The organism is Zoogloea sp. LCSB751 (assembly GCF_002028455.1).
In the GTDB taxonomy this organism is placed as follows: domain Bacteria; phylum Pseudomonadota; class Gammaproteobacteria; order Burkholderiales; family Rhodocyclaceae; genus Zoogloea.
In genome coordinates, this window is record NZ_MWUM01000020.1 from 85,016 (window position 1) to 105,583 (window position 20,568).

Annotated in this window: 19 protein-coding genes; 6 read left to right on the forward strand and 13 right to left on the reverse strand. The window is 66.9% G+C overall.

Going from position 1 to position 20,568, the window contains the following annotated elements:
* Positions 1–393: 393 nt before the first annotated feature.
* From B4920_RS19245 to bfr (B4920_RS19260), 4 genes are all read left to right on the forward strand, one after another.
* Positions 394–657: a hypothetical protein gene (locus B4920_RS19245; protein WP_079436298.1), complete on the forward strand. Its 264-nt coding sequence runs from the start codon at positions 394–396 to the stop codon at positions 655–657.
* 565 nt (positions 658–1,222) lie between these two features.
* Positions 1,223–3,454, forward strand: coding sequence for a TonB-dependent siderophore receptor (locus B4920_RS19250; protein WP_079436299.1), 2,232 nt, complete (start codon positions 1,223–1,225; stop codon positions 3,452–3,454).
* Positions 3,455–3,537: 83 nt separating this feature from the next.
* Positions 3,538–4,026 carry a bacterioferritin gene (gene bfr, locus B4920_RS19255; RefSeq protein WP_079436300.1) on the forward strand — a complete coding sequence of 163 codons (489 nt, stop codon included), beginning with the start codon at positions 3,538–3,540 and terminating at the stop codon, positions 4,024–4,026.
* Between the two features lie 12 nt (positions 4,027–4,038).
* Positions 4,039–4,521: a bacterioferritin gene (gene bfr / locus B4920_RS19260; RefSeq protein ID WP_079436301.1), complete on the forward strand. Its 483-nt coding sequence runs from the start codon at positions 4,039–4,041 to the stop codon at positions 4,519–4,521.
* 146 nt (positions 4,522–4,667) lie between these two features.
* Here the strand turns inward: bfr (B4920_RS19260) and B4920_RS19265 are convergent, their stop codons facing one another.
* The 10 genes from B4920_RS19265 to B4920_RS19310 form a co-directional block, all read right to left on the reverse strand.
* Positions 4,668–4,886 (reverse strand): DUF3820 family protein, encoded by a 219-nt coding sequence (locus tag B4920_RS19265; RefSeq protein ID WP_079436302.1) that lies wholly within the window; start codon positions 4,884–4,886, stop codon positions 4,668–4,670.
* Positions 4,883–6,349: an aminoacyl-histidine dipeptidase gene (locus B4920_RS19270; protein WP_079436303.1), complete on the reverse strand. Its 1,467-nt coding sequence runs from the start codon at positions 6,347–6,349 to the stop codon at positions 4,883–4,885. The genes B4920_RS19265 and B4920_RS19270 overlap by 4 nt, the downstream gene beginning before the upstream one ends.
* A gap of 32 nt (positions 6,350–6,381) precedes the next feature.
* A complete protein-coding gene (locus tag B4920_RS19275) occupies positions 6,382–7,383 on the reverse strand; it encodes an LLM class flavin-dependent oxidoreductase (RefSeq protein ID WP_079436316.1) in 1,002 nt (333 codons plus the stop codon).
* Positions 7,384–7,522: 139 nt separating this feature from the next.
* On the reverse strand, positions 7,523–8,293 hold the full coding sequence (locus B4920_RS19280) for a thiazole synthase (RefSeq protein WP_079436317.1): 771 nt from the start codon (positions 8,291–8,293) through the stop codon (positions 7,523–7,525).
* A gap of 52 nt (positions 8,294–8,345) precedes the next feature.
* A complete protein-coding gene (thiS, locus tag B4920_RS19285; protein WP_088179507.1) occupies positions 8,346–8,552 on the reverse strand; it encodes a sulfur carrier protein ThiS in 207 nt (68 codons plus the stop codon).
* On the reverse strand, positions 8,549–9,514 hold the full coding sequence (gene lipA, locus B4920_RS19290; protein ID WP_079436304.1) for a lipoyl synthase: 966 nt from the start codon (positions 9,512–9,514) through the stop codon (positions 8,549–8,551). Before lipA ends, thiS begins: the two co-directional genes overlap by 4 nt.
* A 144-nt stretch (positions 9,515–9,658) precedes the next feature.
* Complete coding sequence (locus B4920_RS19295) at positions 9,659–10,780, reverse strand: acetoin dehydrogenase dihydrolipoyllysine-residue acetyltransferase subunit (RefSeq protein ID WP_079436305.1); 1,122 nt, start codon at positions 10,778–10,780, stop codon at positions 9,659–9,661.
* Positions 10,780–11,790 (reverse strand): alpha-ketoacid dehydrogenase subunit beta, encoded by a 1,011-nt coding sequence (locus B4920_RS19300; protein ID WP_079436306.1) that lies wholly within the window; start codon positions 11,788–11,790, stop codon positions 10,780–10,782. Before B4920_RS19300 ends, B4920_RS19295 begins: the two co-directional genes overlap by 1 nt.
* Positions 11,791–11,824: 34 nt before the next feature.
* Positions 11,825–12,799, reverse strand: coding sequence for a thiamine pyrophosphate-dependent dehydrogenase E1 component subunit alpha (locus B4920_RS19305; protein ID WP_305847120.1), 975 nt, complete (start codon positions 12,797–12,799; stop codon positions 11,825–11,827).
* Between the two features lie 147 nt (positions 12,800–12,946).
* Complete coding sequence (locus tag B4920_RS19310; RefSeq protein WP_216819955.1) at positions 12,947–13,990, reverse strand: ATP-NAD kinase family protein; 1,044 nt, start codon at positions 13,988–13,990, stop codon at positions 12,947–12,949.
* Positions 13,991–14,323: 333 nt separating this feature from the next.
* Here B4920_RS19310 and B4920_RS19315 point away from each other — a divergent pair, with 333 nt between their 5' ends.
* Positions 14,324–16,336 carry a sigma-54-dependent Fis family transcriptional regulator gene (locus tag B4920_RS19315; RefSeq protein WP_254050994.1) on the forward strand — a complete coding sequence of 671 codons (2,013 nt, stop codon included), beginning with the start codon at positions 14,324–14,326 and terminating at the stop codon, positions 16,334–16,336.
* 73 nt (positions 16,337–16,409) lie between these two features.
* Here the strand turns inward: B4920_RS19315 and B4920_RS19320 are convergent, their stop codons facing one another.
* The 3 genes from B4920_RS19320 to B4920_RS19330 form a co-directional block, all read right to left on the reverse strand.
* Positions 16,410–17,006, reverse strand: a complete 597-nt coding sequence (locus B4920_RS19320; protein WP_079436307.1) for a nitroreductase family protein — start codon at positions 17,004–17,006, stop codon at positions 16,410–16,412.
* A 175-nt stretch (positions 17,007–17,181) separates the two neighbouring features.
* Positions 17,182–17,655 carry a cupin domain-containing protein gene (locus B4920_RS19325; RefSeq protein ID WP_216819956.1) on the reverse strand — a complete coding sequence of 158 codons (474 nt, stop codon included), beginning with the start codon at positions 17,653–17,655 and terminating at the stop codon, positions 17,182–17,184.
* Between the two features lie 176 nt (positions 17,656–17,831).
* Positions 17,832–18,812, reverse strand: a complete 981-nt coding sequence (locus B4920_RS19330) for a LysR family transcriptional regulator (RefSeq protein ID WP_079436308.1) — start codon at positions 18,810–18,812, stop codon at positions 17,832–17,834.
* A gap of 94 nt (positions 18,813–18,906) precedes the next feature.
* On the opposite strand from B4920_RS19330, the gene B4920_RS19335 reads away from it, so the two are divergent.
* Entirely contained in the window at positions 18,907–20,151 is a 1,245-nt protein-coding gene (locus B4920_RS19335; protein ID WP_079436309.1) for an MFS transporter, read from the forward strand.
* The last annotated feature ends 417 nt before the right edge of the window (positions 20,152–20,568 follow it).

Genomic DNA, 20,568 nt, shown 5'->3' on the forward strand with positions numbered 1-20,568 from the left:
TCGCCACTTCCCTTGACGCCCACGCAATACCCGGCTGATACTCCTGCTCGTCGCTGAGACAACAGTGACCGGGTTTAGCAGCCTGTTCAGCAAGGCGGACAACAGCCGCTCCGCGGCTATTTTTTTGTCCGTACACCCTTGGTGCGCGCACGATCAATGGCGGGCCGGGTGGGGAGGGCTTCGGCCCTGCCGGTTCCTTGTTGCCGGTCTGCTAACCCTGCTTTGGCCCGCCCCCCGTTTAGCAGCGGGTGGCGGATCGGTCCACCAACAAGGAGTCCGCATCATGGCAATTTCCGCCCTGGCGTGCGTCGGTTCGCACGCGTCCATTTACCATGTCGTTGTAATGGCTTCGCCACCTCAACGAAACCCAGGCCGTGAGGGGAGGGGCGCGCAATGAGTACGCAGCTCAATTTCCCCGCAACTATCGGTACGCTCTATCTGTTGGCGGAAGACGCCGACGCGCTGGCCCTCGTTGATCAGTTTTCCGCCCGGCAGGTGCAATTGCTGTCCTTGCTGGCGATGACCTACGGGGATGCGGGCGATGCCTTCCGTCGCCTGAGTCCAGCACTGCAGGACAATTACCTGTGGGCGTGCTCGATGCTGGCCAGGGAGATGCAGGATCTGTTCGAGGCATTGCGAGCGAGGCGGGCGATGTGAAGTCTCTAGCCGGCGTGTAGCGTTGTCGCGAAGGGCTTATCGTCCGTACGGTGGCCGCGATGTCGATACGCTGTTGGCAGACAGAGCCGCGGGCGGTGTACTAAGCATGTTACGCCGCGCCGCAGGCAACTTGCGACGTGAATAGACTATGTTGCAAATCGCATATCGAATGTTGCTTTGTCCAGATTGAATAATTCGCCGGCCGTATCGAATGTTCACTGCGCAATGTTTTATGTCGATGCAGCAATGGTCGACATTGCGATGAGCTGACGTTTATATCGAGTATTGAGCACGTCAAGTTGATGCCTCCGCATAGCATGCTGTCGGCGTCTCATACGATGTTGACCGCTCAACATGGCATGTTGCCGTGCGCTTCATGTTCGTAGCCACGTCAACATTCGATGCGCCGCCGTCCACATGACATTGGCGCCAGTAAACATGCTTTCATGCACCGTCATTGAAGCCTCATGCCGCCGTCACACTGCGGCATCTTGTCGCATCGGCAATCATTTCGCGAGGTAAGAGAATCCGGGCCTGACCAAATTGAGTGGATAAGGAAGTCCCCATGCGACGTGTCGCCCCCGTGCCCTCCCGGCTTGCCCTGATGATTGCCTCGTTGTTCCCCCTGGTTTCTGTTCCGGCCGCTCAGGCGGCGGATGGGCCGGCGGAGTTGTCGGAGGTGGCGGTGTCGGCGTCGCGTGTCGAGCCCTTGCGCGGTGGGCAGGGCGTGGAGCGGTCGTGGATCGCGCGTCAGCGCGCGGCGACCAGCGATTCGGCGGCACTGCTGTTGGGTGTGCCGGGAGCGGCGATGTCGACGGCGGGTGGGGTGTCGAGCTTGCCGGTCATCCAGGGGCTGGCGGACGACCGCAATCGTATCCAGGTGGATGGGATGGATCTGATTTCGGCCTGCGGCAATCACATGAATCCGCCGCTGTCCTATATCGATCCCACGCGCATCGGCGAGATCCAGGTTTATTCCGGCGTGCGTCCGGTGAGCCTGGGCGGCGACAGCATCGGTGCAACGGTGGTCGTCGATTCCCGTGCGCCGCGTTTTGCGGCGGCGGGCGAGGGCAATCTTGTGACTGGCGAGCTTGGCGCGTTCTACCGTTCCAATGGCGATGCGCACGGCTTCAATGCGACGGCGACCTGGGCCAGTGAGAACCTCAGCGTCACGTATGCGGGCTCGGAGGCGGAGTCGCGCAATTACCGTTCGGCCAAGGCGTTCAAGAGCGGGACGACGGCGCTCAGTACGTGGGTGGGCGATCACTGGATCGCTGGCGATGAGGTCGCCTCGTCGGCCTACAAGTCGATCAACCAGGCGCTGGATGTGGCGCTGCGCAATGGCAATCATCTGTTTGAAGTGAAGGCCGGGGTGCAGCACATTCCCTACCAGGGATTCCCGAACCAGCACATGGACATGACCGACAACAAGAGCGCCCGCTTCGCCTTCAATTACAGCGGGACTTTCGAGTGGGGCAGCCTGCAGGGGCGGATCTACCAGGAGCAGACCCGCCACCAGATGGATTTCGGCAAGGACAAGCTGTACTGGTATGGCGCGGCGAAGAACGTGGCCGGCATGCCGATGGACACCAAGGGCAACAACATCGGCGCGCAGCTGAAGGCCGAGATCAATCTCAATGAGCGCGACACGCTGCGCATCGGTACGGAATACCAGCGCTATCGCCTGGACGACTGGTGGTTGCCGGTGGCCAATTCGATGATGATGTCGCCGAACACCTTCTCGAACATCAACGATGGTCAGCGTGACCGTTTCGACCTGTATGGCGAATGGGAGGCGCAGTGGACGCCGCGGTGGACCTCGCTGGCCGGTGTGCGCAGCAGCACGCTGCGCATGAATGCCGGCACGGTGCAGGGCTACAACACGATGGCGATGATGTACGGCGCCGATGCGGCGCGCTTCAACGCTGCCGACCGCCGCAAGACCGACGACAACGTGGATGCGACGCTGATGCTGCGCTTCACCCCTGCCGCAGGGCGCGTCTTCGAGGGCGGCTATTCGCGCAAGACCCGCTCGCCGAGCCTCTACGAGCGTTATACGTGGTCCACCAACGGCATGGCGATGACCATGAACAACTGGCTCAACGATGGCAACGGTTACGTGGGCGATGTTGAGCTGAAACCGGAGGTTGCGCATACGGTGAGTGTGAGTGCCGACTTCCGTGATGCGGAGAGCCAGCGCTGGGCGCTGAAGATCACGCCGTATTACTCCTATGTCGACAACTATATCGATGCGCGCTGCCTCACGACGTGTACGGCGCAGCGTTTCAATTACCTGAAGCTGGTCAATACCGACGCGCGCATCGCCGGCATCGATCTGTCCGGCCAGGCACTGCTGGCCGAGGGGGCGGGCTTCGGCAGCGTCACCGGCAAGGCGGTTGTCGGCTATGTGCGCGGCAAGGACGCGCGGACGGACGACCATCTGTACAACATCATGCCGCTCAACGCCCGGCTCACTGTCGAGCACCGCGTGAACGCGTGGATCAATACCGTCGAAGGGGTTTTCGTGAAGGCCAAGGATGATGTGTCCCAGGTCCGCAACGAGATCCGCACGGCCGGCTACGGCTTGCTGAACCTGCGCAGCAGCTACGACCGGAAGCATTACCGCGTCGATGTGGGCCTCGACAACGCCTTCAACAAGCAATACACCCTGCCGCTCGGCGGCGCCTACATCGGCCAGGGCACCACGATGGCCCTCAACGGTGCCGGCGCACCGTATGGCATTGGCGTGCCGGGCATGGGGCGTTCGCTGTACGCGGGGCTGACGCTGAAGTTCTGATATGTCGCGCTACTCCCTGGAACGGCTTGATTCCAAGCCGTTTCCATGCCAGCCTGAAAAGCTGGAATAAAAGGAGTCCTCCCATGAAAGGCGACAAAAAAATCATCGGCATTCTCAACGACCTGCTGGCGGGAGAGCTGGCAGCCGTTGATCAGTATTTGATTCACGGTGAGATGTATTCGGACATGGGCTATGTGCATCTGTCCGAAAAGGCCCTGCACGAGTCCGACCACGAGCGCCAGCACGCCCGCGCGCTGATCCAGCGCATCCAGTTCCTGGAAGGCACGGCCTACGTGGACAAGCGCAGCCCGATCAAGGTAGGCAAGGGCGTGAAGGACATGCTGGAGGCCGATCTGGCGCTGGAATACCACGTGGTCGGCGAACTCAAGAAGGCCATCGCGGCCTGTGAGAAGGCCCAGGACTACGTGACCCGCGACATGCTGCTGGTGCAGCTCGAGGACACCGAGATGGACCACGCCTACTACCTGGAAAAGCAGCTCCGCCTGCTCGACGCGGTGGGCCTGCCGAACTACCTGCAAAGCCAGATGAAGCCTGGCCACCCCAACGCTTAAGGAAGGCCCGCGATGAAAGGCGAAAAGAAGGTCATCGACATTCTCAACAAGGCGCTCACCAACGAGCTGACCTCCATCAACCAGTACTTCCTGCACGCCCGGATGTTCCGCAACTGGGGCTTCGAGAAGCTCAACGACTACAATTACAAGCAGTCGATCCGGGTGATGAAGGAAGCGGACGAGATCATCGAGCGCATCCTGTTCCTGGAAGGCCTGCCCAACCTGCAGAACCTGGGCAAGCTGCTGATCGGCGAGAACGTCAAGGAATGCCTGGAGGGCGACCTCAAGTACGAGCGCGACGTGCAGCACCCGCTGCTGGTCGAAGCGGTGGCCCTCAGCGAGACGCTGGGCGACTACGTCAGCCGCGACCTGCTGCAGGAGCTGCTGGAAGCCTGTGAAGAGGCCATCGACTGGCTGGAAACCCAGCTGTCGCTGATCGAGGATGTGACCCTGCCCAACTACCTGCAGTCGCAGATCGAGCCGGGCGGCGACTGAGCCAGCGGGGCTTGGGGAGCCTTCCAAGGCTCTCCCCGTTGGGCTGCTTGTGGGGGCGAATTCATTCGCCCTCAGGCGGTTGAGCAATCACCGCGGGCGAATGAATTCGCCCCCACAGCAGCATCCCACAGCAGGTGCTGCCCCGATCAGCTCCGGGGTTTGCGCAGTGGTGTGAGCAGCGGTTTGAGCCCGTTGTGGTCGAGTTCGAGCATCAGCGCCAGCAGCTGGCCGAGGCGGCCGGGCGGAAAGCCCTGGCGGGCGAACCAGGCCAGGTAGTTGCCGGGCAGGTCGGCCAGCACGCGTCCTTTGTACTTGCCGAAGGGCATCACATACTCGACCAGCGCCTGCAGGTCGTCCGGGTTCATCGCGGGCTGCGGGCGATGTCGGCGAGGATGGCGGTGAACAACTGCCAGGCGCGGCCGACGGAGTCGATGTCGACGCGCTCGCCGGGGGCGTGGGCGCCGCGGATGGTCGGCCCGAAGGAGACGGTGTCCAGCCCCGGATACTTGGCGCCGATGATGCCGCACTCCAGCCCGGCGTGGATCACCTTCACCTGCGACTCGCCGCCGAACTCCCGCGTGTAGGCCGCCTGGCACAGGGCCAGCAAGGGCGAGGCGGGATTGGGCGTCCAGCCCGGATAGTGGCCGGAGATCTCGGCGGGCGTGGCGGACAGTGCGAACAGGCTGACGATCTCCTCGGCCAGCGCGGTGCTGCCGCTGTCGCGCAGGGAGCGCACCATGAAGTTGGCGCTGCCTTCGGTGGGGCCGACGGACACCACGCCCAGGTTGTTGGACGTTTCGACGACGCCCGGCACGGCCAGGCTCCAGCGCCGCACGCCGTGGGGTGCCGCGTGCAGGGAGGCCAGCCACACCGCTTGTTCGGTTTCGGCCAGCAGCAGCTCGGCGCTGGCCGGGCTCGCGTGCAGGCTGACGCCTTCATCCACGCCGGCCAGCTCTTCGCGCAGCAGGGCTTGCCAGCCGGCGAGGGCTTCCTCCAGCTCGGCGACCAGTGTCGTCGACAGGGCCACCACGGCCTGTGCCTCGCGGGGCAGCGCGTTGCGGGCGGTACCGCCCTGCAGGCTGGCCATGCGCAGCGGGAAGTCTGCCTCCAGGCTGCGCAGCACGCGCACCAGCAGCTTGATGGCGTTGCCCCGTTCCTCGTGGATATTGACGCCGGAATGGCCGCCGCGCAGGCCGCCGAGGCGGATCTGCCGACAGACGAAGCCGGTGGGCAGCCGAGCCGGGTGGCCCGGACGCTGGACGTTCACGTCGGCGCCGCCGGTGCAGCCCAGGTAGAACTCGCCCCAGTCCTCGGTATCCAGGTTGAGCATCAGCCGGCCCTGCAGCACGCCGGGGGCCAGACCCTGGGCGCCGCCCATGCCGGCTTCCTCGTCCACCGTGAACAGGGCTTCGAGGGGGCCGTGGACGAGGGTTTTGTCTTCCAGTGCGGCGAGGATCAGCGCCACGCCGATGCCGTTGTCGGCGCCGAGGGTGGTGCCGTCGGCGACCAGCCAGCCGCCGTCGCGGCGCGGGCGGATCGCGTCGCGGGAGAAGTCGTGGGGCGTGTCGGCATTGGCCTGGCAGACCATGTCCAGGTGGCCTTGCAGCACCACGCCGGGGGCTGACTCATGGCCGGGGCTGGCAGGTTTGCGGACGATCAGGTTGCCGGCGTCATCCACCTGGGCGGCGAGGCCGCGGCTCAGGGCCCAGTCGAGCAGGTGGTCGCGCAGCGCATCCTCGGCCTTGGATTGACGGGGCGTGCGGCACAGGGTGGCGAAATGGGACCACACGGCGGCCGGCTGGAGGCCGGCAAAGACGGAGTCGGACATGGGGTGTGAGGAGCGGGGTTGCTGGGAAGGCCTCAAGCCTTGCAGACCTGGGCGGCAATGTCGAGGGCGCGCAGGCGCAGGTCCGCGTCGAAGACGTCGCTGACCAGCATGAACTCGTCGGCGTCGGTGGCCTCGGCGAGGCGGGTGAGGCCGGCGCGTACGCTGTCCGGGCTGCCGATGACTGCGGCACCGAGGAAGTCGCCGATGGCGGCGCGCTCTTCGGGATGCAGGCTGGCCATGAAGTTCTCTTCCGGCGGCTGCAGGCGGCGCCGGTCGCCGCGCAGGATGCCGAGCACGCGGCGGTAGGTGCTGCTGGCCAGGAAGTCGGCCTCTTCGTCGGTGGGGGCCGCGATCAGCGGCACGCCGACGATGGCGTAGGGCTTGGTGAGTTGTTCCGACGGGCGGAAGTTGGCGCGATATACGTCGAGAGCCTGCAGCAGCAGGCGCGGCGCGAAGTGGGAGGCGAAGGCGTAGGGCAGGCCGCGCTCGGCGGCGAGGCGCGCCGAGAACAGGCTGGAGCCGAGCAGCCAGATCGGCACGTTGGTGCCGGCGCCGGGCATGGCGATGAGCTTCTGGCCGGGCTGGGGGGCGGCGAGCAGGTGTTGCAGTTCGGCTACGTCGCGGGGGAAGTCTTCCTCGCGTTCGATACGGTCGCGGCGCAGCGCGCGCATGGTCAGGCCGTCGGTGCCGGGGGCGCGGCCGAGGCCCAGGTCGATGCGCCCAGGGTAGAGTTCGGCCAGCGTGCCGAAGGCCTCGGCGACCACCAGCGGGGCGTGGTTGGGCAGCATCACGCCGCCGGAGCCGACGCGGATGTGCGAGGTGCCGCCGGCGATGTGGCCGACCAGCACGGCGGTGGCCGAGCTGGCGATGCCGGCCATGTTGTGGTGTTCGGCCAGCCAGTAGCGGGTGAAGCCGAGGGACTCCACGTGGCGCGCGGTGCGCAGGGAGATGGCAAGGGCGTCGGCCACGCTGCCGCCTTCACGGACGGCGACGAGGTCGAGCATGGACAGGGGAATCTGGTTCAGGGCTTTCATGCTGCGCATTGTGGGCGGCCGCTACCGGCTTCGCCAATCAGGGAAAGTCCCTTCGAGTCGCGGCGGGGGCTGCGCGTTCCCCAATGCGCGATTCACCACCCTGGCGTCCCGCCGCCGGTCGCGCCGGCAGCGGGACGCTTTAGCGCCCGATGACGCCTTCCAGCGGCGAGCTGGCGCTGGCGTGGTACAGGCGGCGCGGCATGCGGCCGGCCAGGAAGGCGTGGCGGCCTGCTTCCACGCCGAAGCGCATGGCGGTGGCCATCCGTACCGGGTCGCCAGCGGCGGCGATGGCGGTGTTCATCAGCACGCCGTCGCAGCCCAGCTCCATCGCGATGGCGGCGTCCGATGCGGTGCCGACGCCGGCATCGACGATCACCGGCACCCGCGCGGCGTCGATGATGAGGTTGAGGTTCCACGGGTTGAGGATGCCCATGCCGGAGCCGATCAGGCTGGCCAGCGGCATGATCGCCACGCAGCCGATGTCCTCCAGCATGCGCGCCTGCACCGGGTCGTCGGAGCAATACACCATCACCCGGAAGCCGTCGCGCACCAGCACTTCGGCGGCCTTCAGCGTTTCCGGCATGTTGGGGTAGAGGGTTTCCGGGCTGCCGAGCACTTCCAGCTTGACCAGGTCGTGGCCGTCCAGCAGCTCGCGGGCGAGGCGCAACGTGCGCACCGCCTCCATCGCGCTGTAGCAGCCGGCGGTGTTGGGCAGCAGCGTGTAACGGTGCGGGTCGAGCACATCGAGCAGGCTGGGCTGGGCCGGGTCCTGACCGATGTTGGTGCGGCGGATCGCCACGGTGACGATCTGCGCGCCGCTGGCCTCCACCGCGTCGCGGGTCTGGGCGAAGTCCCGGTACTTGCCGGTGCCCACCAGCAGGCGCGAGCGAAAGGTCTGGCCGCCCATCATGAAAGGCGTGTCCAGCGGTGTTGCGACGTGATGTGCTTCGGGTTTTCCCATGTCAGCCTCCTCCGACTGCGACGACGATTTCCACCCGGTCCTGCCCGACCAGCGGGGTGTGGGCGTAATGGCTCTTGGGCACGATCTGCCCGTTCACTTCGACGGCTACCCGCTTGCCGGCGTAGCCCAGGTCGATGACCAGGTCGGCGACGCGCCACGGGGCGGGAATCTCGCGGGGCTGGCCGTTGAGACGGATCGGGATGCTCATGCTGCGGCCTCCGCGATCAGCCCGCTGCCGGCGGCCAGCTGGTCGGCCCGGTAGGACGAGCGCACCAGCGGCCCGGCGGCGACTTCGACGAAGCCCAGCTCCAGCGCGATGTGCCGCCAGCGCTCGAACTCTTCCGGCGGCACGTAGCGTTCCACCGGCAGGTGGGACGCGGATGGGCGCAGGTACTGGCCGAGGGTCAGGATGTCGCAGTGGTGGGCGCGCAGGTCGCGCATCGCGGCGAGGACTTCCTCGTCGGTCTCGCCGAGACCGAGCATCAGCCCGGACTTGGTGGGCAGGGCCGGATGGCGGGCCTTCATGTTGGCGATCAGGCGCAGGGACGCGGCGTAGTCGGCGCCAGGGCGCACCGCGCGGTACAGGCGCGACACGGTTTCCAGATTGTGGTTGAAGACGTCGGGCAGCGCGTCGACCAGGGTTTCCAGGGCCAGCGCCTCGCGGCCGCGGAAGTCGGGGGTCAGGATCTCGATCTGCACCCGCGGCGCGGTGTTGCGGATCGCCGCGATGCAGGCCGCGAAGTGGGCAGCGCCGCCGTCGCGCAGGTCGTCCCGGTCCACCGAGGTGATGACCACGTAGCGCAGCGCCATCGCCGCCACGGTGCGCGCCAGGCGCGCCGGCTCGTCGGCGTCGAGCGGGGCCGGGCGGCCGTGGGCCACGTCGCAGTAGGGGCAGCGGCGGGTGCAGATGCTGCCCATGATCATGAAGGTGGCGGTGCCGCGGGCGAAGCACTCGCCGATGTTGGGGCAGTCGGCCTCCTCGCAGACGGTGTGCAGTTCCTGCTCACGCAGCAGCTTCTGCAGCTCGCGCACGGAGGCGGTGCCCGGATCGCGGGCACGCAGCCAGGGTGGCTTGGGGGGCGAGGCGCGTTGGCTGTCCACCTTCACGGGGATGCGGGCCAGCTTGTCGGCGCCGCGCAGGCTGACGGGCGTGGCGTGGGCGGTGGGCATGATGTCTCCTTGGGGTGGGGGCTTGCGGTCCGGTCCGGACTCAGATGTTTTCAGGTCTGCGGCGGCCCGCGTGGCAGGGCGGACACCAACCCACGGGGAGGGGGGATACCCGTGGGTCGGCGTTCCGCCCGCCGGCGGAGCCGGTCAGCCGACGAAGCGGGCAATGGCCCGATTGACGTCGTTGGCGGCTTCCATCTGAACCATGTGGCCGCGGTTGCCGAGCACTTCCACCTGCACCTTGCCGGACACCGCGTGGGCGTGGGCGACCGGGATGATGCGGTCTTCCTCGCCCCAGATCACCAGCACCGGCTTGCCCAGTGCGGCCAGCTGGTCGGCCATCACGCTGTTCTGGCGGCCGTCGGCGAACAGGTTGCCGGACAGGGTGGAGAGGGCCTCGCCGACGCCTTCCAGGCGCTTGTACTTGAGCAGATCGTCCACCAGCTGGCGGGTCACCAGGCTGCTGTCGGCGAACAGGTCGGCCAGCAGCGGCTTGAGCGCGTTGCGGTTGGCGGCGGAGACGAAGCCCTGGATGTAGCCGGTGTTGATCTCGTTGCCCAGACCGGCGCTACCGATCAGGCTGAGGGAGCGGACCTTTTCCGGGTGGCGCAGGGCCACGGTGAGGGACACCGCGCCGCCCATCGAGTGGCCGACCAGGTGGGCCGAGGCGACGCCGACCGCGTCGAGGAAGGCCGCCACGGTGTCGGCCAGCGCGGCCAGGCTGCCTTCGCCGACGTCCTTGGTGGATTCGCCGTGGCCGGGCAGGTCGAGGGCATATACCTCACGGTCGGCGGCCAGGGCTTCGTGGTTGAACAGCCAGTTGTTGAGATCGCCGCCGAAGCCGTGGATCAGCAGCATCGGTTCGCCGCTTTTGCCACTATCGCCGCGCTTGAGGTAGCGCAGCTTGTGGCCATTGACCTCGATCTTCTGGGTGGTCGGGCCCTGGTCTTCCTCCGCGCCCTCGGCGGGCTTGAAGTTGGACAGGAAGTCGGCGACGAAGGCGTCGATGTCGGCGTCGGACACGCTGGCGTCGGCGATGACGCCGAGCAGGCCGCCGACCGGCAGCACGTCTTCTTCATTGGCGAGCTGGCGGCGCAGCACGCCGGTGGCGCCGGCCTCGACGGCGCCAGCGATCTTCTCGCTCTCGACTTCGACGATTTCCTGGCCCTGCTCGACGGCATCACCGATCTGCTTGAGCCAGCCGTTGACCTTTCCCTCCTGCATGGAAAGGCCCCACTTCGGCATGGTGATGGTTTGGATGGCAGACATTACTTGTACTCCTTGACGCTCTTGACGGCGGCGACGATCTTCGCCGCGCTGGGGATGTAAAGCTCTTCCAGTGCGTCGCTGAACGGCACCGGAGAGTGGAAGCCGGTGACCTGACGGATTGGCGCCTTGAGGCTGTCGAAAGCCTTTTCGGCGACCAGGCCGGCGATGTCGGAGGCCATGCTGCAACGGGGGTGGGATTCATCGACGACCACCAGGCGGCCGGTCTTCTCGACGCTTTCGAGGATGGTGTCGGTGTCCAGCGGCGAGGTGGTGCGCGGGTCGATGATCTCGCAGTGGATGCCCTGCTTCTGCAGGTCGGCGGCGGCTTCCTGGGCCTTCAGCACCATGCGGCCGATGGCCACGATGGTCACGTCGTGGCCTTCGCGGACCACGGCGGCTTCGCCGAAGGGCACGGTGTAGAGCTCTTCCGGCACTTCGCCTTCCATCGTGTAGAGGGCCTTGTGCTCGAGGAAGATCACCGGGTCGTTGTCGCGGATCGACTGGATCAGCAGGCCCTTGGCGTCGTAGGGGTTGGACGGCACCACCACCTTCAGGCCCGGGATGTGGGTGAAGATGTTGTACAAGCACTGGGAGTGCTGGGCCGCGGCGCGGAAGCCGGCGCCGTACATGGCGCGGATCACCACCGGGGTTTCGGCCTTGCCGCCGAACATGTAGCGGAACTTGGCGGCCTGGTTGAAGATCTGGTCGAAACACACGCCGAGGAAATCCACGAACATCAGCTCGGCCACCGGGCGCATGCCGCAGCAGGCGGCGCCGATGGCGGCACCGACGTAGCCGGATTCGGAGATCGGGGTGTCGATGACGCGGCCCGGATGCTTGGCATACAGCCCGCGGGTCACGCCGAGCACGCCGCCCCAGGCGTCCTGCTCGCCCGGTGCGCCGGAGCCGCCGGCCACGTCTTCGCCCATCACGATGACGTTCTGGTCGCGGCTCATTTCCTGGTCGAGAGCCTCGTTGATGGCCTGTTGGTAGGTAATCTTTCGTGCCATTTTTATGTCTCCTGGATTCTTTGGGCGGGCGTGATCAGTAGCTCACGTACACATCGGTGAGCAGGTCGGCTTCGGTGGGTTTCGGGTCGGACTTGGCCTTGACCACGGAGCCGTCGATGAGGGCCTTCACTTCGGCGTCGATGGCGTCCAGCTCGGCCTGGGTGAGCTCGCCGCTGGCGGTCACGCGGCGTGAGAACTGCAGCAGGCAGTCCTTGGTGTCGCGGATGTTCTGCACTTCGCCGGGGGCGCGGTAGGTCTGCTGGTCGCCTTCGAAGTGGCCGTAGTAGCGGGACAGCTTCACTTCCACCAGGGACGGGCCGCCGCCGTTGCGGGCGCGCTCGATGGCCTCGCCGGCGGCTTCATGGACGGCGAAGAAGTCGAAACCGTCCACCGTGATGCCGGGCATACCGAAGGCCGAGGCTCGGTCGGCGATGGTGTCGCAGGCCACCGAGTAGTTGTAGGAGGTGGCTTCCGCGTAGCCGTTGTTCTCGGCCAGGAAGATCACCGGCAGGTTCCACACCGAGGCCAGGTTCATGGCTTCGAAGATGGTGCCCTGGTTGGAGGCGCCGTCGCCGAAGAAGCACACGCTGACGTTGCGGGTGCCGCGCAGCTTGGCCGCCAGCGCAGTGCCGCACACCAGCGGGCCGCCGCCGCCGACGATGCCGTTGGCGCCGAGCATGCCCACCGACAGGTCGGCGATGTGCATGGAGCCGCCCTTGCCCTTGCAGGTGCCGGTCTTGCGGCCCCAGATCTCGGCCATCATGCCGACCGGATCGACGCCCTTGGCGATGCAGTGGCCGTGACCGCGGTGGGTACTGGCGATGTGGTCGTCCTTGGTGAGGTTCATGCACACGCCGGTAGCGGACGCCTCTTCGCCCGCATAGAGGTGGACAAAGCCCGGGATCTCGCCGGTGGCGAAGTCGGTGTGCAGGCGCTCTTCGAATTCGCGGATGGTGCGCATGGTGCGGTAGGCCGTCAGCAGGTCATCGCGAGTCAGTTTCTTGGTCACGGTTGTCTCCAGATTGTGGATTTTTGGGTGGTGCTTCCGGTGCGGAGCGGGCTGCCCGCGCCGGGGTCGGTGGCGGTCGGCGCCGGGGGGGGCGCCGTCCGGGGTTGAGGGCTGCGGGCGGGCCGCAGGCGGGAAGAAGGTGGTGGTTCATGCCGGCGTCTCCGCGGCCAGCGGGCGCCGCAGCGCGCCGTGGCGCACCGCGGCGGCGAGGGTGGCCGGCACGTCCAGCGTGCGCGGGCCGTCCAGTTCGAGGGTCACGCTGGCCGGCTCGCGGCCGTTGAGTTCGATTTCCCGCTCGCCGTCGAGGGCCAGGCTGCCGCGCAGGCAACGCAGCGCGCGGGGCTCACCGGGCAGCAGCAGTCCGTGGGCGGCCACCGGCACCGGCACGACCAGTCCCGGCGCGATGGGGGCCAGTACCAACGAGGTAGCGCCGTCGCACTGCACCCACGCGCCCTGCCAGTCGTTGCGGCCCACGGGGGCGAGCATCGCGGCGATGCTGGAGAGGCCAATGGCGTCCGGTTCGGCGAAGCTCACGAACAGCTCGGCGATGCTCGACGGATCCCACACGGCGCGGGCGCCCAGGTGGTCGAGATGGGTCACGCAGACATCCACCAGCGCAATTTCTTCCCGCTCGCCGATGCGTACGCGCAGCTGCTTGTTGGGCACCGCGGCCTCGTCGATGCTGACCGCGCCGATCGCCAGCAGGCCGGCGGCGAGGCCGGTGAGCGTCGCTTCGCGCAGTTCGGGAAAAGCGTTGTTGGTGCCCGAGGACAGCGTCGCCAGCGGGATGTCGCCGCATTCGGACGCCACGACGCGGTGGGTGCCGTCGCCGCCGAGCACGACGATGACCGCCACGCCGGCCGCCCGCATGCGGCGGATCGCCTCGGCGGTGTCGCTGGCGTCGTGGCGCAGCGGCATCGGCAGAAATTCCACCTGCGGCCAGGGCTGGCCGCGGTCGGCCCGGTGGCCGTCGATGGCGCGGGTCAGGCCGGCGGTGATGCCCACCACGTCCGGCATCATCACGACCTTTTGCACGCCCACCGCGCCAAAGGCGCCGAGCAGGCGCTCGATCATGTTGACCTTTTCCACCGTCGGAAAAACCAGCGCCTTGCTGGTCAGCCGGCGGATGTCCCGCCCGGAAGCGGGATTGGCCAGGATGCCGATCGGAGGAATTTGGGAGTCGTGTTTCACAATTGGGCTTCAATTGGTTGGCGAATTGCGTTCCTTTCTGCATGGGGCGTGCCAATTACAATATGAATGCCGGTTTTGTGCATTGCATCCTGTTTAGTGCAATGAATTTTATGGGTAATTAATTGGGTTTTATTTTTTGTGCTGCTGTGCGGAAAATTGCGATACAGGAATTGAGGGGCGAAATGTGAGGCACAGAGACGAGAAACTGAGACAGGTGTCTCAATTTGCGGAGACAAACGTCAGCATTGCTTTAATTTCCGTAGCGGAATACGCTCTGCCGTTACCAAAGGACGTTTTTCCTAAAACACTCCCGATATATATGGGGGAAATAAAATGATGCGGGGACAAGGTGATATCGCCCGCCACGTGGAACGCGTGGTCGAGGTGGTGGAGAGGGGCGCGCGGCTGCCCAGGCATCCGGCGCAGGACCGGCTGACGCGCTCGTGGCAACGCTCTCTGAGCAAATACCAGGTCGATCCGGGGCTGGCGACGACGCCCCAGGTGGTGACCGCGCAGGAATTGCGCGAGCACCGCGACCGCCTGGATGCCTTCATGCGCATTGCGCGGGAAGGCATGGATCGCCTGCATGAACAATTGCGGCCGTCGAGCTATTGCGTGCTGCTGACCGACGCGACCGGCGTCACCGTCGATTTCCGCACCGTGCCGGAACTGGACAAGGAATTCCGCGCCCAGGGTTTCCGCAATGGCACGCGCTGGTCCGAAATGGACGAGGGCACCTGCGGCGTGGGCACCTGTCTGGTGGATGGCCAGCCCATCCTCGTGCACCGGGGCGAGCATTTCCGCTCCCACAACATCGGCTTCACCTGTAGTTCGGCGCCGATCCTCGGCATCGACGATCAGCCGCTGGCGGTGCTGGACGCCTCGGCGTTGTATTCGCCGGAGAACCGGGACAGCCAGTTGCTGGTGTTCCAGATGGTGGTCGAGAAGGCGCGCCTCATCGAGGATGCCTTCGCGTTCCACAGCCTGCGCCAGTACTGGATATTGCAGTTCGGGCGCAGTCCCGAGCTGCTCCATGTGCAGACCGACTACCTGCTCGCTTTCGACGACACCGGCATGATCGTCGGTGGCAACCGTCGGGCGCGCAAGGAGCTGCTGGCCCGGCCGGGCCGCGTGGTGCAGTGCGTGTCCGATCTGTTCGAATGTTCGGCTTCGGATCTGCTGGCGGCGGCCCATGCCCAGCCGGGGCAGGCGATTCCGCTGCGCGTGCTGGACAGCGGCGAACGTTTCTTTGCGCTGCTACGGGTGCCGGATGCGCGGCGCCGTGCCCCGACCGCCGTGGACAGCGGCTCGATCAACGACGACGGCTGCAACGAGGTACGGGGGTTCGGCCATCTGGCGACTGACGATTCGCGGGTGCGTACCAACGTGAGCCGTGCGCTGAAGGTGGCCAACCGGGACATCCCGGTGATGCTGCTGGGCGAGACCGGCACCGGCAAGGAAGCCTTCGCCAAGGCCATCCACGATTGCAGCAGCCGCCACCGGCAGCCCTTCATCGCCCTCAATTGCGCGGCGATTCCCGAAAGCCTGATCGAGAGCGAACTCTTCGGTTACCGGGACGGTGCCTTCACCGGCGCGCGGGCCAAGGGTGCCCGCGGCAAGATCGTGCAGTCGGACGGCGGCACGCTGTTCCTCGACGAGATCGGCGACATGCCGCTGGTGCTGCAGAGCCGCCTGCTGCGCGTGCTGGCGGAGGGCGAGGTGCTGCCGCTGGGGGCCGAGCAGCCGATCCCGGTGAAGTTGCACATCATCTGTGCGACTCACCAGAACCTGCCCCGGCTGGTGGAGGAGGGGCGCTTCCGCGAGGATCTGTACTACCGTCTCAACGGCGCGGTGTTCGTGCTGCCGCCGCTGCGCGAGCGGGAGGACATCGGCACGGTGATCGACCGGGTGCTGGCCGAGGAGGTCAAGGCGATGGGGCGGGAGTCCTTGCGTCTGGCGCCGGAAACCCGCGACGCGCTGATCCGCCATGCCTGGCCGGGCAACATCCGTCAGCTGCGCCATGCGATGCGCTACGCCTGTGCGATCTGCGAGAGCACGCTGCTGCACACCGCCCATTTTCCGCCGGACCTGTTCTTCGGGCCGCGGCTGGTGTCGTCGCGGCCGGCACCCCGTGACGACTACGCGGTCTGCGAGGCCTTGCCGGAGCAGCCCGGCCCACCCCTGAAGGAGAAGGATGCCCGGCTGCGCGAACGGATGCTGGAAGTCCTGCGCCGCAATCAGTGGCAGGTCACGGTGTCGGCGAAGGAACTGGGTCTGTCGCGGGCCACCTTCTATCGCAAGCTGACACGCCTCAACATCGTGCCGCCCAACCGGCGGGACAACTGAAGCGGGTCTCGTCTGCAGGAATGCAGTGCCCGTCCGGCACCCGCAAAGGGAAGCCGGACGGGCACTTCCGTCTTTACGCCACGAAGTCGAAACGGCCGTCGGCCACCAGTTCGGCCAGCGGACGGCGGGTGTTGGGCGTCTCCCGTGCCTGCAGCGCTTCGGGCAGGCTGGCCTTGTCGCCGAGCTTGCCCACCGCGATGACTGCCTCCACCGCGTAGTCGTCGGGGATGCCCAGGGTCTTGCGCAGGCCGTCGGCGTCGAAGCCGCCGAGGCCATGGGCGTGCCAGCCCGACAGGGTGGCCTGGAAGGCCAGGCTGGCCCACGCGGCGCCGGCGTCGAAGGAGTGCCAGGCATTGGGCTGGCTCTCGGCGGCGCCCGGTGCGGTGTACTGCTTGTGGGACAGCACGACGACCAGCGCCGCGGCCTTGTGGGCCCAGCCGCGGTTGAACTCCACGAGATTGTCGAAGACCGGCTGCCAGCTCGGCGTGTCGCGGCGGGCGTAGATGAAGCGCCACGGTTGCGCGTTGTAGGCCGACGGCGCCCAGCGCGCGGCTTCCAGCAGGCCGAGCAGGGTTTCCTCGGGGATCGCTTCGCCGGTGAAGGCGCGGGGCGACCAGCGCTGCGTGAACAGCGGGTCGATCGGGTAATCTGTTTGGCGTGCCTGGGTCATGGGGGCTCCGGAGGAAGTGATCGAAGAAGGGCGTCGCGGGGCATCCGCTGCCGCCCCGCAAGAGACGCGTTCATCATGCATTCGGACGGCACCGGGGTGAAACAAGGAATACTGGGATGCTTGTGAGGAAAAACTAATCACCAGATTCGCATTGTCCCGGCGCCGCCGGAACGGCTTAGCGGGCGGCCTGGGTGGTGTTGACCGGGCCGATGCCCCACACCTGGATGATGGCTTCCTCGTTCTTGGCGCCGTCGTAATGGACCTGGCCGCCATGGTGGATGACGTAGCTGCCGGCCGGTACCGGCACGGTGGCATCCGGATCGAACTTGTCGCCGGTGCCGACCCACCAGGTGCCGGACAGCACCGCAAAGAAGCGGTCGCCGTTGTGGAAATGCGGGCGGCTGAAGTTGTTGCCGGGCAGCCACTTGATACGCACCACGTAGGGGCCGGGCTTGTTCGGGTCGCCGAACAGCACGGCCTGCTCCGAGGTGCCGGCGGCGTTGCGCACCCACTTGATGTCCTTCGGCAACTGGTATTCGACTGCACGGGGATCCACCGTGGCGGCCTGCGCGACGCCCGGTTGCCCGCCGCCGATGACGACGATACCCAGGGTCAGCAGACCCGCCAGCTTGAACGCGGAAAAAGTCATGGGAGGCTTCCTTTGCCAGAAAAATGGCAAACGATTACGCAGCTTTCGTGCCGGCCGTGGCAAGGCCGGTGCCGCGGGCCTGGCGGGCGTTCATCGGCGCATCGGCTGCTGGCTGGGCAGCAGCCGGGTGGGGATTTCAACAGCGGCAGGGACCGTCGTCCGCCGCCACGCCGGCTTCAGCCGGCAATCGCCTGCGGAAGGGCGGCGCGCATCACGTCGATGAAGCAGCGCAGGCGGGCCGGGTAGAAGCCGGCGTAGGGATAGACCAGGCTGACCGGCAACGGCGCGGCCTGCCAGTCCGGTGCCAGTTGTATGAGGCGTCCGTCGGCCAGCGCCTCGCTCATCACCCACGCCGAGCCGACGCCGGCACCCAGGCCCATCAGGGCTGCGCTCTTCAGCGCGTACAGGCTGTCGGTGCTCAGCCGCGGTTCGATCGATACGGTACGGTGCTCGCCCGTCGTCACGTGGCGCAGCGCGATCTCGTGCCGGTAGTAGGTGCGCAGGGCCAGCCACGGCAGGCTGGCGAGGTCTTCCGGCTCGCGGGGTAGCGGGCCGGCGGCGAGCACCGACGGCGCCGCCACGACGATGCGCGGCACCTCGGCGAGTTGGATGGCGACCAGCGAAGAGTCGGTGATCTCGCCGACCTGGATGGCGCAGTCGATGCCGGCGGCGATGAAGTCCTGGATTGCGCTGTCGTCATGCAGCAGCCACTCGACCTTCATGCGCGGGTAGCGTTGCAGGTAGGCGGCGAGCGGGCCGACCAGGCGTTCCTGGCCGAAGGCGTGGGGGGCGACGACGCGCAGCACGCCTTCCGGTTCCTCGCGGGCGCCTTTCAGGTCGGACTCGAAGGCTGCCCAGTTGGCCAGCAGGGCCTTGGCGCCTTCGTAGCAGCGTTCGCCGTCCACCGTCAGGCGCATGCTGTGGGTGGAGCGTTGCAGCAGGCGCACGCCGAGGGATTTCTCCAGGGCCTGCAGGCGCCGGCTGATGGTCGGCTGGGTCATGCCGAGTTGGGCGGCGGTGGCCGACAGGTTGCCGGTCTCGACGATGCGCACGAAGGTCTGGATGAGTTCCAGCCGGTCCCCGGTTCCGGACGCGAACTGTGCGACATCGGCGCGGGCGCGAGGATCGCCGAGGGAAGTGATGAGCGTCTTCTTCATGCGTCAAACGTATAGCAAATCTGCATGCAGGGCTACTACCACCGTCTTTGTTTGGCAGGCAAGCTCCGCTCACCCAAGAAAAAGGAGTTTTGCCATGACTTCCATTTGTAAGACGCATGACCCGCTGGCCGTCCCGCCGAAGCCGGAATTGATCGAGCCGGCGCGGGCGGAGGTCCGCCGGCCGGCCCGCTCGCTGATCTTCCTGCTGGCCGCAGGCGCCGGCCTGTCCGTTGCGTCCCTGTACTACAGCCAGCCGCTGCTCGGCGTGCTGGCCGCGGAGTTCGGCGCGGGGGCGCGGGAGGCTGGCTTCGTGCCGACGCTGACCCAGCTCGGTTACGCGCTGGGCATCCTGCTGCTGGCGCCGCTGGGCGACCGCCATGACCGCCGCCGCATCATCCTCGGCAAGTCGGTGCTGCTGGTGCTGGCCCTGCTGACGGCCGGGCTGGCTGGAGACTTCGGCAGCTTCCTGCTGGCCAGCCTGGCCATCGGCCTGACCGCCACGCTGGCCCAGGATTTCGTACCGGCCGCCGCCAGCCTCGCGCCGGAGCAGAGCCGCGGACGCATCGTCGGTACGGTGATGACCGGCCTCTTGATGGGCATCCTGCTGTCCCGCGTGGTCAGCGGCCTGGTGGCCGAGTACTGGGGCTGGCGGGCGATGTTCGCGGCGGCGGCGGTCGGCATCGGGCTGATCGGCCTGGCCTCGTGGCGTTGGCTGCCGCGTTTCGTGCCGACCACGCAGTTGTCCTACCGCGCCTTGCTCGCGTCGCTGCCGAGGCTGCTGGGCCGTCACGCCGAGCTGCGCCGCGCGGCGTTGTCCCAGGGGCTGCTATCGGTGGGCTTCAGCGCCTTCTGGTCCACATTGGCGATCATGCTGCATGGCGCCCCATTCCATCTGGGGAGTGCCGTTGCTGGTGCTTTCGGGCTGGCCGGTGCGGCCGGTGCGCTGGCCGCACCGATGGCCGGCCACCTGGCGGACCGTCGCGGGCCGGCCCTGGTGATCCGCCTGGCGGCCGGCCTCGCGGCGCTGTCCTTCGGCCTGATGGGGCTCGGCACGCAGCTGCCGCCGACCGTCCAGCTGGCGGTGCTGGGGATTGCCACGGTGGGTTTCGACCTGGGCGTGCAGGCTTCGCTGATCGCCCACCAGAGCATCGTGTATGGCCTCGATCCCGGTGCGCGCAGCCGCCTGAACGCGGTGCTGGTGGTCAGCATGTTCGTCGGCATGGCGGCGGGGGCGGTGGCCGGCAGCCTGTTGTTCGCCCAGTGGGGCTGGCTGGCGGTCACCGGCCTGGCGACGCTGACGTCCCTCGCAGCACTGGCCGTGCGCGGGCTGCGCGACTGATTCGGATGACGGTCGCGGTGGTGGCAAGGGCTTGCCGCCACGTGTTGCGGACAGAAACGCTGCCAGCTGTGGCAGCGTTTCTGTCAGAAGACTGCCGGCGTGGCGTGCCCGGCGGGCAGCGCTGCTGTTCAAGCCCTTGATCGTAGGGGCTTTCCGCCAGCTGGACCAGATGGCACGGATGTTGTTATGGATCGGGTGATTCGCCACGGTTTTGTGCAGCAGTCTCCGCCGTGGTGCCGACCCATTTCAACGCGAGTTCCTTGCAGCCATGAGCGAAGCCGACCCTCGAACCATCATTCCCCCCGATGCCCAGGCCAAGGCGCGGGCGGAAACTGAAGAAACCCTCTACGCCGTCCGCCAGAAGGTCTACCCGCGCGCGGTGACAGGGCGCTTTGCAACGTGGCGGTGGATCCTGGT